Origin of the sequence: Hymenobacter sp. BT18, from assembly GCF_012273015.1 — a bacterium.
GTDB classification, from domain to species: Bacteria; Bacteroidota; Bacteroidia; order Cytophagales; family Hymenobacteraceae; genus Hymenobacter; species Hymenobacter lutimineralis.
The window spans coordinates 2,009,705-2,026,365 of the sequence record NZ_CP050954.1; the positions used below are offsets into that span (position 1 = coordinate 2,009,705).

Annotated in this window: 7 protein-coding genes; 6 read left to right on the forward strand and 1 reads right to left on the reverse strand. The window is 58.9% G+C overall.

The window, feature by feature from the left end; all coding sequences use genetic code 11:
• Nucleotides 1-7: 7 nt before the first annotated feature.
• The 4 genes from gatA (at nucleotide 8) to HER32_RS08480 (ending at nucleotide 6,652) form a co-directional block, all read left to right on the forward strand.
• Nucleotides 8-1,450, forward strand: coding sequence for an Asp-tRNA(Asn)/Glu-tRNA(Gln) amidotransferase subunit GatA (gatA, locus tag HER32_RS08465; RefSeq protein ID WP_168681553.1), 1,443 nt, complete (start codon nucleotides 8-10; stop codon nucleotides 1,448-1,450).
• Nucleotides 1,450-3,456 (forward strand): LysM peptidoglycan-binding domain-containing protein, encoded by a 2,007-nt coding sequence (locus HER32_RS08470; protein ID WP_168681554.1) that lies wholly within the window; start codon nucleotides 1,450-1,452, stop codon nucleotides 3,454-3,456. The genes gatA and HER32_RS08470 overlap by 1 nt, the downstream gene beginning before the upstream one ends.
• Nucleotides 3,457-3,618: 162 nt before the next feature.
• Complete coding sequence (locus HER32_RS08475) at nucleotides 3,619-4,221, forward strand: hypothetical protein (RefSeq protein WP_149069545.1); 603 nt, start codon at nucleotides 3,619-3,621, stop codon at nucleotides 4,219-4,221.
• Nucleotides 4,222-4,375: 154 nt separating this feature from the next.
• Nucleotides 4,376-6,652, forward strand: a complete 2,277-nt coding sequence (locus HER32_RS08480; RefSeq protein ID WP_168681555.1) for an NADP-dependent malic enzyme — start codon at nucleotides 4,376-4,378, stop codon at nucleotides 6,650-6,652.
• Between the two features lie 33 nt (nucleotides 6,653-6,685).
• On the opposite strand, the gene HER32_RS08485 is transcribed toward HER32_RS08480, so the two are convergent.
• The gene (locus tag HER32_RS08485) at nucleotides 6,686-7,870 is read right to left on the reverse strand and encodes a carboxypeptidase-like regulatory domain-containing protein (RefSeq protein WP_168681556.1); all 1,185 of its coding nucleotides are present in this window, start codon (nucleotides 7,868-7,870) and stop codon (nucleotides 6,686-6,688) included.
• A 734-nt stretch (nucleotides 7,871-8,604) separates the two neighbouring features.
• Between HER32_RS08485 and ruvA the strand changes: the two genes are divergently transcribed.
• Nucleotides 8,605-9,210, forward strand: a complete 606-nt coding sequence (gene ruvA, locus HER32_RS08490; RefSeq protein ID WP_149069548.1) for a Holliday junction branch migration protein RuvA — start codon at nucleotides 8,605-8,607, stop codon at nucleotides 9,208-9,210.
• A 116-nt stretch (nucleotides 9,211-9,326) separates the two neighbouring features.
• Nucleotides 9,327-16,628 (forward strand): cell surface protein SprA, encoded by a 7,302-nt coding sequence (sprA, locus tag HER32_RS08495; protein ID WP_232066448.1) that lies wholly within the window; start codon nucleotides 9,327-9,329, stop codon nucleotides 16,626-16,628.
• Nucleotides 16,629-16,661: the final 33 nt, after the last annotated feature.

Sequence of the window (16,661 nt, forward strand, 5' to 3'; positions counted from 1 at the left end):
TTTCGTCTTGAGACGCTTCAACTCCCTCACGGAAGTTCGCCACGAGCTGACGGCAGGCACTACGACCTGCCGTCAGCTCGTGGAGTATTATCTGGATAACATCAACCAGAAAAATCCGCAGCTGAATGCTTTCCTGGAAGTGTGGCCCGAAGAGGCCCGCGCCCAGGCCGAAGCCGTAGACGCCAAGCTGGCCGCCGGAACGGCGGGCAAGCTGGCCGGTATGGTGATTGGCCTGAAAGACGTGCTGGCTTACAAAGACCACGCCTTGCAGAGCAGCAGCCATATTCTGGATGGCTTCAAGTCGTTGTTTACCGCCTCCGCGGTGCAGCGCCTGCTCGACGAAGACGCCATCCTCATCGGCCGCCAGAACTGCGACGAGTTTGCCATGGGCGCCTCCAACGAGACGTCGTACTTTGGCCCGGCCCGCAATGAAATTGACCCAGACCGCGTACCGGGCGGCTCGTCCGGTGGCTCGGCCGTAGCCGTGCAGGCCGATATGTGCTTAGCTTCCATTGGCTCAGACACGGGCGGATCGGTACGCCAGCCCGCGGCTTTCTGCGGAATTGTTGGGTTTAAACCGACTTACTCGCGCATTTCCCGCTACGGCCTCGTGGCTTACGCCTCTTCCTTCGACCAGATTGGTACGCTCACGCGCTCCGTGAACGATGCCGCGCTGCTTTTAGAAGTAATGGCCGGCCCCGACAATTTCGACAGCACCGCCAGCCAGCGGGAAGTGCCCGCCTACAGCCAGCAACTGGAGCCCGCCCCGCACTACCGCATTGGCTATATCAAAGACTGCCTGGAGCGGCCCGGGTTGAATCCCGAGATTAAAGCTGCCACGGAAAATGTCCTGGAGCAGTTCCGCTCGCAGGGTCACGTAGTGGAAGCCGTCGACTTCCCCTACCTCGACTACATCGTGCCTACATACTACATCCTCACCACCGCCGAAGCCAGCTCCAACCTGAGCCGTTTCGATGGGGTGAAGTATGGCTACCGCGCCCCCGATGCCACGGATCTGGAGTCGCTCTACAAGAAGACCCGCGCTCAGGGCTTCGGCCCGGAAGTGCAGCGTCGCATCCTGCTGGGCACCTTTGTGTTGAGTGCCAGCTACTACGATGCCTACTACACCAAGGCTCAGCGCGTACGTCGGCTTATCAAAGACACTACCGATGAGCTGTTGCGCCAGTACGACTTCCTTGTACTGCCCACCACGCCTACCACCGCTTTTCACATTGGCGATGTAAATAAAGATACGCTGGCTATGTATCTTGCTGATATCTTTACAGTTCAGGCATCGTTGGCGGGCGTCCCGGCCGTGTCGGTGCCGAATGGAGAAGACAGCGCCGGCTTGCCGATTGGGTTGCAGATTCTGAGCGGAGCCTTCCGCGAGGAGCAACTGCTGGCCTTTGCCAAGGCTGTCACGGAAACCGTTAGCCCAACCGTGTCCTGATGAAAAAATCGTTGCGCACCTCTGCCCTTCTTCTGTTGCTGGCCGCTGCGGCCCGCCCGGCCCTGGCCCAAACGGAGCCCGTGCTACAGCCCGGACAGGTAAGTGCCGACGATACACTACAAGCCCAGCAACAGCTGCTCCGCGCCGATTCGCTGGTGGCCGAGCCCGCCTTTTCGCCCGACTCAGCCAAGCTGGTGTGGCGCCAGACTCCGCCCGAAATGCGGGACCTGGTAGCCGACCGGATTGGCTGCTACGAGTCGGAGATGCCGTTGGTGTTCAACAACACGGTTATGGCTTTCGTGAACTACTTCACGGTGCGTAACCGCCAGTACACCCAGCGGGTGCTGGAGCGGCAGAACTTATATTTCCCGCTGTTCGAGAAGTATCTGGCCAAGTACCATCTACCCCAGGACCTGAAGTACCTGGCCGTGGTAGAATCGGCGCTGCTGCCCCAGGCCCGCTCCCGGGTGGGCGCCGTGGGCTTATGGCAATTCATGGGCCCCACCGCCGGGGACCTGCGCCTGCGCCGGGATGAGTTCATTGACGAGCGGATGAACCCGGAGAAATCGACGGAGGCGGCCTGCAAGTTCCTCCGGGATTTGCACCGCTACTTCGGCGACTGGGAGCTGGCGTTGGCCGCCTACAACTACGGCTCGGGCAACGTGAACAAGGCCATCCGACGGGCGGGGGGACAGCGTAACTTCTGGGCTATCTACAAATACCTGCCCAAGGAGACGCGCGACTATGTGCCCACGTTTACGGCCATTCTCTACACGCTCAACTACGCCAAGGAGCACAACCTGCACGATGCAGCCCTGAACTACCGCTACCCGGAGCCGACGGACACGTTGCTGATTTCGGGCCGCTCCCTGGATTTGTACAAGCTGGCGAAATCGGTGGGCCTCGATTCGACGGCTATTCTGGCCCATAATCCCGAGTTGCGCAAACACTATCTGCCGGCTTCTTTTCAGAACTATCCACTACAGGTGCCGGTGTGCGTGCGCACCGAGCTGGCCGTGCAAGACCGGACCGCCTTGCTTGATTTCTGCAAGGTAACGGTGCCGCCCCCGGCTCCGCTGACGCCAGTTAGCCCCTTGCTCCCGCCTCCCGACTCCACCCAGGCTGCTGTGGCTGCGGCAGCGCCCCCAGCGCCTGAGAAGCCCCGCTACCGCCGGGCCCGGCACACCGTGCGCCGGGGTGAAACGGTGGCCAGCCTAGCGGCTCGCTATGAGGTTGACCCCAGCCAGATTCGGCGCTGGAACAAGCTGCGGCGCGGCCAGAACCTAACGCCCCGCCAGCAGATTTTTGTGTACGTGCCTGTAGATGCCGAATCAGCGTCCACAGTTGCGGCAGCTGCTCGGCCTAGCGTACCTGCTCAACTACCCGCGGTAGCTACAGCTACAAAGGCAGCCAAGGAAACGGCTCCTGAGGAAGCGAAAACGCCTTTACCATCTGTAGCAGAAGACGCATCACCCGTTGTTTCTCAATCTGCGCCCCCCATTGCCGCGAAAAAGCCGACGACCAAAACCACCCGTCAGCCACGCCCAGTTGAACCCGTCGAAAAGCAACCTGAAGTTGTGGCAAATCTGCAGCCGGTTGCCTCCTCCTCCGACGACAGCCTGCCTACGGAGTACGTAGTACGCAAGGGGGACTACCTCACCAAAATTGCCCGTGAGCAAAATGTATCGGTCGGCCAGCTTACCGCCTGGAATAAGCTCGAATCTAAACAGGTTGTGCCGGGGCAGAAGCTAACCTTGCGGGCTCCCGCTGATATGCCCGCAGGAGCAGAGCCACGCCCAGAAGTGGCTCAGGCAGTGCAGACGCCTGCGAAACGCTCTACCCACTCTGCTTTACCCACGCCCCGCGTGCACCTGGTACAGCCCGGCGACACGCTCTACAATATCTCGCGGCGCTACCAGGGCGTGACGGTGGATAAACTCCGTAAACTCAACAACCTGACTTCGGATGAAGTAAAACCGGGCCAGAAGCTGATTGTGCAGGGATAATTTTGCTGTGAACCACATGTTTATGGGAGTCTTGCACAAGCAAGGCTCCCATTTTCTTTTAGAAAATTTGTGTGCACGAAAAAGATAGCCCATCCGAGGAACTTTTCCTGGAAACGGGCACGAAGGTTGCAAAAAGCCCTGCCACACTCTTTTCTACTAGCTATGAAAACAACAGCACGCTTCGTCCTGGCCGCTACTCTCCTCTTGGGGGTGGCGGCTTGTGACTCCAAAGAGAATGACCCACAACCAGAGGCTCCAGCCCCGGCAGCTACGTTTACCATGGGCAGCAGCATTTATTATCCGTCCCCAAACGTCATTGCAGCCATCAGCTACCCCTCGGGGGACGTTCAGCACCAGGCCATCCTGAACGATGAGTTGCTGTATGTTCACTTTGATGCCAAAGAAGGCCGGGACGCGGTAAACTTCACGATAGAACGCAGCCAGCTTACGGCCGCTATTATCGGCACGTATACGCTGAAATCAATGCCGAATACGGAAAGTGGTGCTGCTGATGTCCGATATGTATACTACCGCGAGAATAAGCCCGGAAGCATATCCGGCAGCATTTACGACAGTAACAACTCGCATATGGGCGGACAGCTGACTGTAACAGCCTACGATGCCAAGCGCCACCTGCTGAGCGGCAGCTATGAGATGCGCATGGAAAATATTACGGACCCCACCGATGCTTCCTGGGACCCCACAGACAAGGAGCGGTGCAACCTGACGTTGTGGGGCACATTTTCCAACCTTCCAATTCAATAGCTCCAACGGAGCTGCTTAGGACAAGCGCCCCGGCCGCCTGCGGTTCGGGGCGCTGTTGTGTCCGCTGCATGCCGCGCAAACTTTGATTCCGGCGGTTTTCGCCCCAACTTGCTTCTTACCCCGCCCCGCGGGTACCACCTAGTACTGCACACCCATGCTCAAAATCAACAAGCAAGAGGCCCTTGATTATCATTCCCAGAGTCCGGCCGGCAAAATTGAGGTAATTCCCACCAAGCCCGTCAGCACCCAGTTGGACCTGGCGCTGGCGTACTCACCCGGCGTAGCGGAGCCCTGCAAGGAAATTGCGGCCGACAAAGATGCCGTGTACAAATACACCGCCAAGGGCAACCTGGTGGCCGTTATCAGCAACGGTACGGCCGTGCTCGGGCTGGGCAACATCGGTCCTGAGGCCAGCAAGCCGGTAATGGAAGGTAAAGGCGTACTATTCAAGAAGTTTGCGGGCATCGACTGCTTCGATATTGAAATAGACGCTACTGACCCCGACGAGTTCATCCGCATCGTGAAGGCGCTGGAGCCGACGTTTGGGGGCATCAACCTGGAAGACATCAAGGCCCCGGAGTGCTTCCGCATCGAGACGGAGCTGCGGGATAAAGTGAACATTCCGCTGATGCACGACGACCAGCACGGCACCGCCATTATCTCGTCGGCGGCCTTGCTGAATGCGCTGGAAGTAGTCGGCAAGAAAATCGAGGAAGTTAAAGTCGTGGTGAGCGGGGCCGGCGCCGCGGCCATCAGCTGCCTGCGCCTGTACCTGGAGCTGGGGCTACGCCTGGAAAACATTGTAGTCTTCGACAAGGACGGCATCATTCACCCCGGCCGCACGGACCTGGCCTCCCTGCAGCTGCAGTTTGCCACTTCCCGCCCCATTACCACCCTGGCCGAAGCCCTGGACGGGGCCGACGTATTTCTGGGGCTTTCGGCGGCCAACGTGCTGCCCGCCGAGCTGCTGCTGAAAATGGCTCCCAACCCTATCGTGTTTGCTCTGGCCAACCCCGATCCGGAAATTGCCTATGAGGTGGCCATGGCTACGCGCCCGGACATCATCATGGCCACCGGCCGCTCCGACCATCCCAACCAGGTAAACAACGTACTGGGCTTTCCCTACATCTTCCGTGGGGCCCTGGATGTACGCGCTACCGGCATCAACGAAGCCATGAAGCTGGCCGCCGTGCGCGCCCTGTCTGACCTAGCCAAGGAGCCCGTGCCGGATATGGTAAACCGGGCCTACGGCGACAACACCCTGAGCTTTGGCCGAACCTACCTGATTCCCAAGCCCCTCGACCCACGCCTGATTACCGCCATCAGCCCGGCGGTGGCCAAAGCAGCCATGGAAAGCGGAGTGGCACGCGTGCACATCACCGACTGGCCCGCCTACGAGGATGAGCTGCGGAGCCGCCTGGGCGTGAACCAGAAGCTGATGAACCGCATCACCAACGCGGCAAAGAGCAACCCCAAACGCGTGGTATTCGCCGAAGGCGACACCTACAAGATCCTGAAAGCCGCCCAGATTCTGCAGGACGAAGGCATTGCCCAGCCCATCCTGCTGGGTAACCGCAACAAGATTGCCCGCCTCGCCGCCGAAAACAACCTCGACCTGGAAGGCTGCGAAATTATCGACATCCTGCACGAAGAAGCCAAGCGGGAGCAGTATGCCGAGCTGCTATATGAGAAGCGCCAGCGCCGGGGCATGACGCGCTACGAAGGCCGCCGCCTGCTGCGGGAGCGAAACTACTACGGCTCTATGATGCTGGAAAACGGGGAGGCCGATGCCTTTATTACCGGCCTGAGCAAAGACTACGGCAAAAGCATCATTCCCTCCCTCCAGGCTATTGGGGTGGCCGAAGGCGTCAAGCGGGTAGCGTCCATGTACATCATTCAGCATAAAAAGGGCCCTTACTTCTTCGCCGACACCACAGTGAACATCGACCCCACGGCGGAAGAAATGGTGGATATCATTGGCCTGACGGCCAATGCCGTGCGCTTTTTTGACACCGAGCCGCGGGTAGCAGTTATCAGCTACTCCAACTTCGGCTCCAACCCCGGCGAGCTGCCCGACAAAGCCCGCCGTGCCACGGAGCTGGCCAAGCAGCGCTATCCTGAGCTCATTCTGGACGGGGAAATGCAGGCCAACACGGCCCTGAACCCCGAGCTGTTGCAGGAGCAATATCCCTTCTCGGAGCTGGCCGACAAAGGCGGAGCCAACACGCTCATCTTCCCGAACGTGATTAGCGGCAACATTGCCTACAAGGTTATCCAGGAAATCGGGGGGGCTGAGGTAATCGGGCCGGTGCTGATGGGCATGCGCAAGCCGGTGCACATTCTGCAGCTGGGAGCCTCCGTGCGCGAGATTGTGAACATGGCCGCCATTGCCGTAGTAGACGCGCAAAAAGCGGGTGGCAAAGGACTGTAATATGCTTTCTCCGCAATAAGGCCCGTGCGGGCCTTATTGCGGAGAAAGCATATTGCCAAAAACTTTTTCCCGCTCAAATGACTTGATTACCTCCTCTTCCAGAGGCGTCCGTTTCACCACGCTATTATTTTGCCAAAACACCGGGTCATAGGGCGCCATTTTCACGGCGGCTAAGTCCGCCTGGTTCAAATTAGGCTTTTCGTATGTAACCCCAGGTAATGGGGTAGGTTGTCCTCCGTAGAAGAAAGCAAAGGCCGATACGTGCACAGCCAGCGTAGGCTTCAACTTGCGCTTTGCGTCAGCGGTATAAGTGGTATTGATGTAATTCAGGATGGGCACTCGTTCTCCAGGCAGAAAAGCGCATTCGAAGTTCATAACACCGTTGCGAAGCTCAAAATCTGGATTGCTGGATGTGAAGGAAAACCCCTTCATGGCTACTTTAAGTCGCAATAGTTGCCCGGTCACAACGTCAATGACTGCGCTGCCCGCCATCTGGCTGGACTTACTTACAAACCCAATTTCGGCCAGTTGCTGCGCCCCCTGCTGCTCAATGCCCAGCAGTTTGAGCGTATAGTATTGTCCGGCGTTGGGACTAAGAAAAGACCGGGCCTTCGTGCTGTCAGCATCCGGCATAAAGTCAATATTGCCCCTGGTGTTTACCGAAAAATTCTCAAAGGTCACCAGTGATTTTTTCTTGGCGTACCGGCCTTGCATCAAGGCCGTACCCTTAACCCCGGTATTGCAGGTTTCGGTATTCCACAACTGCTCCTGCACTTCCGTGGCTTCCTTTTGCAGGCGCGTAACCTGCCGATAAAACGCCTGCCCATAGCTGTGGACATGGTTGTTGCGAAGCAGCACCCGATAGGCCCGAGTCAGCAAGTTCTCCACGTAATTGGGCACCTGCACTTCGGGCAACAGCATCGGAGAAGGCTTCAGCTTCACCAACAAGGATTTTTCTTCACCCACGAGCACGCTGTCGGGCACGTACCCAAGCTCCGAGAAGATGAGTTGCTTGCCTTTTGCTGGCAATATCAACTCAAATTCGCCATCCGCATTGCTCGTCGTTCCGAGAGCGGTATCAGGTACCCGCACACTAACGAACGGCAACCCCTGCCCGGTTACCGCATCCGTCACTTTGCCGAGCAGGCGCACTTGTGCAACGACTGGCCAACTTAATAGTATAGCTAGTACGACAAAGAGAAGGAGTCCTTTATACATAGTGTGTGCTTGCGGTAGGATTGAAAACAAAGAAAGTACAAGCTCGTCCGAAAATCGGAGAGTACCTTGCTGTTCAGAGTACTTGTGCTTTCTTGGTCTACTGGAACGTAACGTTGGCTTCCGTCTTAACTCGCGTGCCTCCGTACGTGTATCCGTCTCATTGTCAGCAATTTTTTTGTCATTCGCCGGCTTCGAGGCGCTGCTCCAAGTATTCTGCTTCAAACGCCAGCGTGCCGCTTCGTTCAGTCGGCCGAAGACTGAGCGGAAAAAACGTTTTCATATGGCCGATTCAGACGCCGTGGAGAGAAGCGGCTCTTCGCGTCTTTACGTTCGCGCCGCCTGACCAAAATCCAGCACCGTGGAGACGCGAAGTGTCGCGTCTCTATACCCCCTACACTGTTTGCGAAACCGATATAGTAAAAATTACATACAAAGGGCACTTGTTTAACTAGCTGACAAATAATCATTTACCACTACCAGTGCCAACAGAAAGCGTGCGTAGCGCTACATTTCCTGCGTGCTAAGCTATTACTTCCCGCTAACGGAAAACAGGTTTCCCGTTGGTCTACGACACGTAGTTTCTTTGTGGAGAATACGACTAAATCCATTATCCATTTCACTGGAATGATACAGAAGGCTAACCCTGCTATTGCTGAAAAAAGCCGGTAGATTTGGGAGAGAATCTCATACCTGGTGTTATCTAGCTACAGAAAACCTTTTCTCCTTCCTCACGCATGATTGCTTATATCAACGGAAAACTCGCTTATAAAGACCACGCCCAAGCCATCCTCGACGTGAGCGGCATTGGGTACGAAGTGCGCATTTCGCTGGCTACCTACTCCAAGCTGCCCGCCGAAGGAGAACTGGCCAAGCTCTATACCTATCAGCATATCAAAGAGGACGGGCAAACGCTCTACGGCTTTCTGGACCCGAATGAAAAGGCCCTGTTTATGCAGCTGATATCCGTGTCGGGTATCGGGCCGGGTACGGGCATTGTCATGGTATCGTCGATGTCGGTGGGCGAAATCCGCCAGGCCATTGTGCAGGAAGATGTGCGGGCTATCCAGAGCATCAAGGGCGTAGGGCCTAAAACGGCCCAGCGCGTGGTGCTGGAGCTTAAGGACAAGCTGCGCAAAGATGAGCTGCTGGCCAAAGCCGGCATCGATACCGTGCCCCTGGCCAAAGCACACAATACAAACCGCTCCGAGGCGTTAGCTGCTTTGGTGACCCTGGGCTTTGCGCGCGCCGCCGCCGAGAAGACCCTCGACCAGATTCAGAACCGTCACGGCAACGACCTGAGCGTGGAAGAATTAATTAAATTTGCTCTTAAGTCCCATTAAGTAAGCCGCCTGCTACCAGCTACTTCAGAGCAGCCGGGGAGAAATCCGCTTACGCCTTCCATTCCTCCTACCTAACAGCTTGCGGCTCGTGGCTTGCGGCTTGATGTTTACCCTGCTTGAATACCGGCAAGAAGACCTTTACCACCGTATCCCTAGTTCTGGCGTCGTTGTTGGCGTGGTGGTCGCAGGCGGGTGCCACCGGCGGCGCCAGCGCGGCCTTCCGGCTAAGCTGGGCTACCTGGCGTAATACGGCCGGCCGGCTTGCGTGGTTACCCGATACGCCCCGCACTACGCCCACCGATACCACCCGCTACCGACCCAGCCGCCGGCCCCGCGTAGATCCGGAAGACCGTATCGGCAACCGGCTGAGCCCCCAGCGCCGGGAATCCCCCCTGCTCCTGGAACTGCCCCCGAACGTGAACCTGAACGTAAGCGTGGACGACAGCCTGCAGGGCGTGGATGTGTCGGAGCGCGTGGGAACGGACATTGACTTCCGGGGCCCCACGCGTATGTCGTTTGAGGAGTACTCGCGCTGGCAGCAGCAGCAAACCATCCGCAACTACTTCCGCACCCGCGCGGCGGGCGGTGTAGCCGGGGAAGCCGGCGCACCCGCCGTTGCGCAGCGCCTGATTCCGAAGATTTACCTGGGACCCGCCGCCAACCGCATTTTTGGGGGTAACTACGTCGATATCCGACCCAATGGCTCGGTGACGGTGCGGGCCGGGGCCAAGTTCAACCGCAACCGCAACCCTACGCTTACCCTGCGCCAGCAGAAAACCGGGGACTTCAACTTTGAGCAGAACATGAACCTAAACCTCACCGGCCAGATCGGGGAGAAAATGCGGGTGACGCTCAACTACGATACGAAGGCGGCTTTCGACTTCGAAAACAACATGAAGCTCGATTTCACGGGCTTCGACACCGATATTATCCGCAAGGTAGAGTTGGGGAACGTAAGCCTGCCCCTCAACAACTCCCTCATCCAGGGCGGGCAGAACCTGTTTGGGGCCAAAACCCAGCTGCAGTTTGGCAAGCTATCCGTAACGGCTGTGGCCTCCACTCTGCGCGGGCAGGCCGACGAGGTGCGCGTGTCCAACGGCGGGCAGAGCCGCACGTTTGAAATCAAGGCCAGCCAGTACGAGCGGGACCGGCACTTCTTTCTTTCCCAGTTTTTCCGCGACCGGTACGACGCGTCCCTGCGCAACTTGCCCACCCTGCAGTCGGGTATTCAGATCCGGCGCCTAGAGGTGTACGTGACCAACGACAACCGCACCACCGAGAACCTGCGCAACGTGGTAACGCTCATGGACCTGGGCGAGCCGGAAGTCATCTACCAACGCGACCTGTTCGACAAAGGCGGCAACGCCCGCACCCCTACCGACAATACCGCCAACCGGGAGTACGATCTGGTGAAAGGCAACCGCGACAACCTGGGCGTAGATGCTTCGCTGGCGGGCCTCGGCCTTACCAAGAACATCGACTTTGAGCACGTGCGGGCCCGGAAGCTCGACCCCCGCGAGTACACCTTCAACGAGCAGCTAGGTTACATCTCGCTCAACACCCAGCTGCTGCCCGAGCAGGTGCTGGGCGTATCGTACGAGTACACCTACAACGGCAAGCCCTACAAAGTGGGCGAGACGTCGGAGTCGTATGGGGCCAGCGTAGAGGAAAATCAGGTGGTGTTCCTGAAGATGTTGAAAAGCACCAACCCGGCGTTGCAGTATCCCACCTGGGACTTGATGATGAAAAACATCTACTCCCTGAACGCCACCCAGCTCAACCGTGACCAGTTCCGACTGGACATCATCTACAAAGACGACGCTACCGGCGTGGACCTGCTTTCTCTCAAGGATGGGGCGCAAACCGCCAATATTCCATTGGTGCAGGTATTTAACCTCGACAACGCCAACGCCAACAACGACCGGCCCTCGGATGGCAACTTCGACTTCCTGACCGGCATTACCATCGACCCGGAACAAGGCCGCATCATCTTCCCGCAGGTGGAGCCGTTTGGCCGCTACCTGAAATCGAAGTTTGACACGGTAGCGGAACGCGACCTGGTAGACCGGTACGTGTACCAAGAGCTTTATGAGCAGGTGCAGAGTGATGCCCAGCAGCGCCAGGAAAAGGATAAGTTCTTCCTGCGCGGCCGCTACCAGGCTACTTCCTCCGACGAAATCAACCTACCCGGCATCCGGGTGGCCGAGGGCTCGGTGCGGGTATACGCCGGCAGCACCCTGCTCACGGAAGGCACTGATTACCAGGTTTTTTATGATCAAGCCAAGGTAAAAGTCCTGAACCCGGCTTACCTGAACGCCGCCAACGAGCTGCGCGTGACGTTTGAGAAGGACGCCCTAGTGCAGGTGCAGCCCCGCAGCTTGCTGGGAGCCCGCTTCGACTACCGCCTCAACGACGACATCAACTTTGGGGCGACGGTGCTACACCTGCTGGAAAACCAGGCCCCGGGCATCAACCGCGTGAACATCGGCGACGAGCCCGGCAACAACACCATCTACGGCCTCGATGTGAACCTGCGCCGCGAGTCGCGGGCCCTGACGCGGTACCTGGACATGCTGCCCCTCATTTCCACGAAGGCCCCTTCCACGGTATCATTCAGCGGCGAATTTGCCCAGCTGGTTCCCGGCAAAACTCAGTTGGGCCGCGGGGAAAACGGGGTTTCCTACATTGATGACTTCGAGGCCGCCCGCACGCCCTACACGCTCACGGGCGGTGTAAGCTCCCTCACGGCCTGGCGGCTGGCGGCTACGCCTACCCCGCTGCTGAGCGGCAGCTCTACCACGGACCTGGCCGCCAACTACCGCCGCGCCAAGCTGGCTTGGTACAGCGTAGACCAGAGCTACTACAACAGCGGCCCCAGCCGCCCCAGCAACATCACCGCCGACGACCTGCTGAACCACTACACCCGGGGGGTGCAGCGCAAGGAAATCTTCCCCAACCGCGACGTAGGCACTGTGGGCAATGGCTACGAATACCCCCTGGACCTGGCGTATTTCCCGGCGGAGCGCGGCCCCTACAACTATAACCCACAGGTGGGTGCCGATGGTCGCACGCTGCCCGGTGCTGCAAGCAACTACGCAGGCATTAGCCGGGAAATCACCTTCGATACTGACTTCGACAACGCCAACATTGAGTACCTGGAGTTCTGGCTGATGGACCCGTTCCTGAAGGGAAAGAATGGCCAGATCAACGACTCTCAGAACACACCCACCGAAAATATCACGGGCGGCGAGCTGTACCTGAACCTGGGCACTATTTCGGAGGACGCCCTCAAGGATGGCCGCTACGAGTTTGAAAACGGCCTCTCCGACAACCCCGCGGAGCCGAATCGCGACACGGACGAAACCCAGTATGGCCGGGCCAGCCGCCTGCAGTTTCTCACCGATGCCTTCTCGACTGCCCCCGGTGGCCGCGACCGGCAGGATGTGGGCCTGGACGGCCTGAACGATGCCGAAGAAAAAGCCAAGTTCTCGACGGGGGTGCTGGCCAACGTGGATGACCCCTCCGCCGACAACTTCCGCCACCACCTGAGTGACTACTATTCCTCCGGCGGCCGCGACGTCAAGATTCTGGGGCGGTACAAGGAGTACAACGGGCTGCAGGGCAACTCCGCCGAGAACAGCCAGCAAAGCTCCACGCCCCTACCCGACAAGGAAGATCTGAACCGCGACAACATCATTCAGGACACGGAGCGCTACTACGAGTACCGGGTGCCGCTGCGCCCGGGGGAGCTGGAAGTAGGCCAGAACTACATTATCGATAAGGTCAGCAACCGCATCAACGGGGATATAGTCACTTGGTACCAGTTCCGGATTCCCATCCGTCAGCCCTCGGCCGTGCGGAGCGCCGATGGCAAAAACGAGCCGTTCGGCTTTAAGAGTATCCGCTTCATGCGCCTTTATCTCACGCAGTGGCAGCAGCCCACCGTGTTGCGCTTTGTGCAGATGCAGTTTGTGGCTAACCAGTGGCGCCGCTATCTGGGCACCGTGGCTGAGCCAGGCAAACCAAACGTGAATACCGATACGGATGCGGACCTGTTCACAATCTCGACGGTGAGCATTGAGGAAAACGGCCGCTCCGGCGCCGGCGGCGGCGACGCCATTCCCTACGTGCTGCCCCCCGGCATCCGCCGCGACCAGGAGTACGGCTCCAGCACGGTAAACCGCGAGCAGAATGAGCAGAGCTTGCGCCTGTGCGTGGAAGGCCTGCGGGAAGGCTACGGCAAGGCTTCCTACAAGAACATCAGCACCAATATGCTGCGCTACAAGCGCCTGCGTATGTTCCTGCACGCGGAAAGTGAAACCGGCACCCGCGACGACCAGGTGCGCGCCTTCCTGCGCATCGGCACCGACTACACCCAGAACTACTACGAGTACTCGCTGCCGCTGAAGATTACGCCCCAGGGCAGCACCACCGAAGCCCAGATCTGGAACCCCCAGAACGTAATCGATGTGGCTTTTCAGGACTTCGTCGATGCCAAGGTGGAGCGCAACCGCCTGGGTATTTCTCTCCAGACGCCCTACACCAAAACCCTGGCCGACGGGCGCACCATCACGGTGCTGGGCAACCCTGATTTCTCGGCCGTGCAGGGCGTGATGATTGGCGTTTTCAACCCCACCGACAACGGGAATGATCAGTCGGTATGCATCTGGGCCAACGAGCTGCGCGTGTTCGACTTCGACCGCACGGCGGGCTGGGCGGCCACGGCCCGGTTCAATACCCAGCTGGCCGACCTGGCAAACATTACGGCTACGGGCAGCTATACCTCCATAGGTTTTGGCGGCCTGCAGGACCGGGTGCAGCAACGCTCCCTGGATGACATTACCCGCGGCGACCTGAACGCTACAGTGGCGGTGGACAAGCTGCTCCCGGAGAAGCTGGGGCTGCGTATTCCGGTGCTGGTGCAGGCTGGGCATGAGTCCCGCTCGCCCCAGTACGACCCGCTCGACCCGGATGTGAAGCTTAGCCAGTCCTTGCAGAAATTTGAGGATGCGGGCAAGCGGGAAGAGTACCGAAAAGAGGTTATCGACCAGACCAGCAGCCGCAGCTTCAGCGTGCTGAACCTGCGCAAGGAGCGCACCAATCCCGAAAAGAAGGTGCGCCCCTACGACATCGAGAACTTTGCGCTGAGCTACGCCCTCACCGAGCAGCTGCACACCGATATTCGCACCGATAAGGATTTCACCCGCACCTACACCGGCGCGCTGGCCTACACCTACCAGACGACGCCCAAGAACTATACGCCGCTGGCCAATGTGAAGGCCCTGGACTCGCCTTACCTGAAGTTTTTCAAGGAACTCAACTTCACGCCCCTGCCCAGCCGGTTTGCCTTTCGGGCCGACTTGGACCGTCGCTACAACGAGCGGTTCCTGCAGCGCATCACCCAGCCCGGCGAAGTTCCGTCTCCGGCTGGCATTCCGGGCGTTTTCCAGAAGAGCTTCTTCTTCAACCGCATCTACGACCTGAAGTGGGACCTCACCAAGAGCCTGGCATTTGACTACACCGCCAACAACCGCGGGGTCATCGATGAAGGTCCGGGGGCTACGCTGGGCAATACGCCCGAGGCCGAGCAAAACCGTGCCCTGATTCGGGAGAACCTGAAGCGCGGCGGACGCACCACCAACTTCAACCAGGTTGTAGCCCTTACGTATCGGTTGCCGCTGGATAAGTTTCCGCTGACCGACTGGCTCACGGCCGACACGCGCTACGCAGCTACCTACTCCTGGCAGGCCGCCTCTACGGCGCTGGTAGACCCCATCGACAGCCTGAAAACGCTGAGACTGGGCAACACCATTCAAAACAACAGCGAGTTCAGCGCCAACGGCAAGATTGATCTGGTGAAGCTCTACAACAAAGTGCGCTTCCTCAACATCATCAACAACGCCCCCGCGCCCAAGCGCCCCGCCCCAGCCGACCCCAACGCCCCGCGCGGGCGTACCCCCGCTACGCCAGCGGCGGCCGCTGCTGATACCACCAAGAAGTCGGAGCTGCGCTTGGTGAAGGCCGTGCTGCGCTCCTTGATGACGGCCCGTAGCCTCAACTTTACTTACACCCGCAGTGCCGGCACGCTGCTGCCGGGCTACCTGCCCCGCACCAAGTTCCTCGGCCTGGATGGTGACTTCAATGCCCCGGGCCTGCCCTTTATCCTTGGCCGCCAGTACGAGCTGGAAGAGCTGTACAACCGGGCAAACTCGCGCGGCTGGTACACCCCGGAAAGCCAGTACCTCAATACCCCGCTCAGCAACCTTGCTACCACGGACCTGAACCTGCGCACCAGCCTGGAACCGTTCCGCGACTTTAACATTCAGCTGGATGCCCGCCAGCAGACAGTCCGCAACAACGAGTCGTTTTACCGGCGGGCTATTGACGAAACTACCCAGCTTCCACTGAACGAGTTGGCACCCCGCCTGCCCCTGGAAACGGGTTCTTTCTCCGCTTCCTTTATTTCGGTAGGCACTCTGTTTGGCGACCTAAGCCGGGACGGCACGGATTCCAAGGCCTTCAGCCAGTTTGTGACGAACCGCGGCTTTGTGCGCGACAAGCTGGTAGCCGCTACCGATGCCAACGACCCTAAGTACAGCTACAACTCCCAGGACGTGCTGATTCCAGCCTTCTTGGATGCTTACCGCGGCCGGTCTTCCAGCGGCTACAAAGCCAAGAAGTTCGACCCCTTCTCGGTACTACCGGTTCCCAACTGGCGCGTCGACTACAACGGTTTGAGCGAGCTGCCCCTGGTTCAGCGCTACTTCCGCTCCGTCACCCTGTCGCACGCCTACTCCTCGGTGTACAATGTGAGCAGCTACTCCACCTCGGCGCAGTACCTGAGCAAGCCCGAGGATTTTCCGACGGTGGTGCAGGACGGGCTGTTTGTTCCGTACTACGTGCTGGGGCAGGTAAGTATCATCGAGCGGATGTCGCCGCTGATTCGCCTGAACGTGCAAACGCTGAACAACCTGACCGGCAACGTGGAGTACCGGACGGAGCGTCAGGTTTCCCTGAACACCACCAATGCCCAGGTGACCGAAGTACACACCGAGGAAGTAATCTTTGGCTTTGGCTACGTGACCAGCCAGTTGAAGCTGCCATTCCGCATCGGTGGGGAGCAGCGCATCCTACGCAACGAGCTGACGGCCCGCCTCGACTTATCCATCCGCGACAACACCACGGCGCAGCGCACTATTGTGGATGCCAGCACGACCGAGCTGGGCACCCCGCGCGGGCAGATTGTAAATGGCAGCCGGCAGGTGCAGCTACGCCCTACCATCGACTATGTCCTCAACCAGCGGCTCAACCTGCAGTTCTACTTTACCCGCGTGATTTCGGAACCGCGGGGCACTTCCGGCTACCGCAACGCGGCCACGGAAGGCGGCCTGCAGCTGCGGTATAGCCTCTCCCAGTAACCGCCCGGCGCCAACAGAAAAGCCTCCTATCTT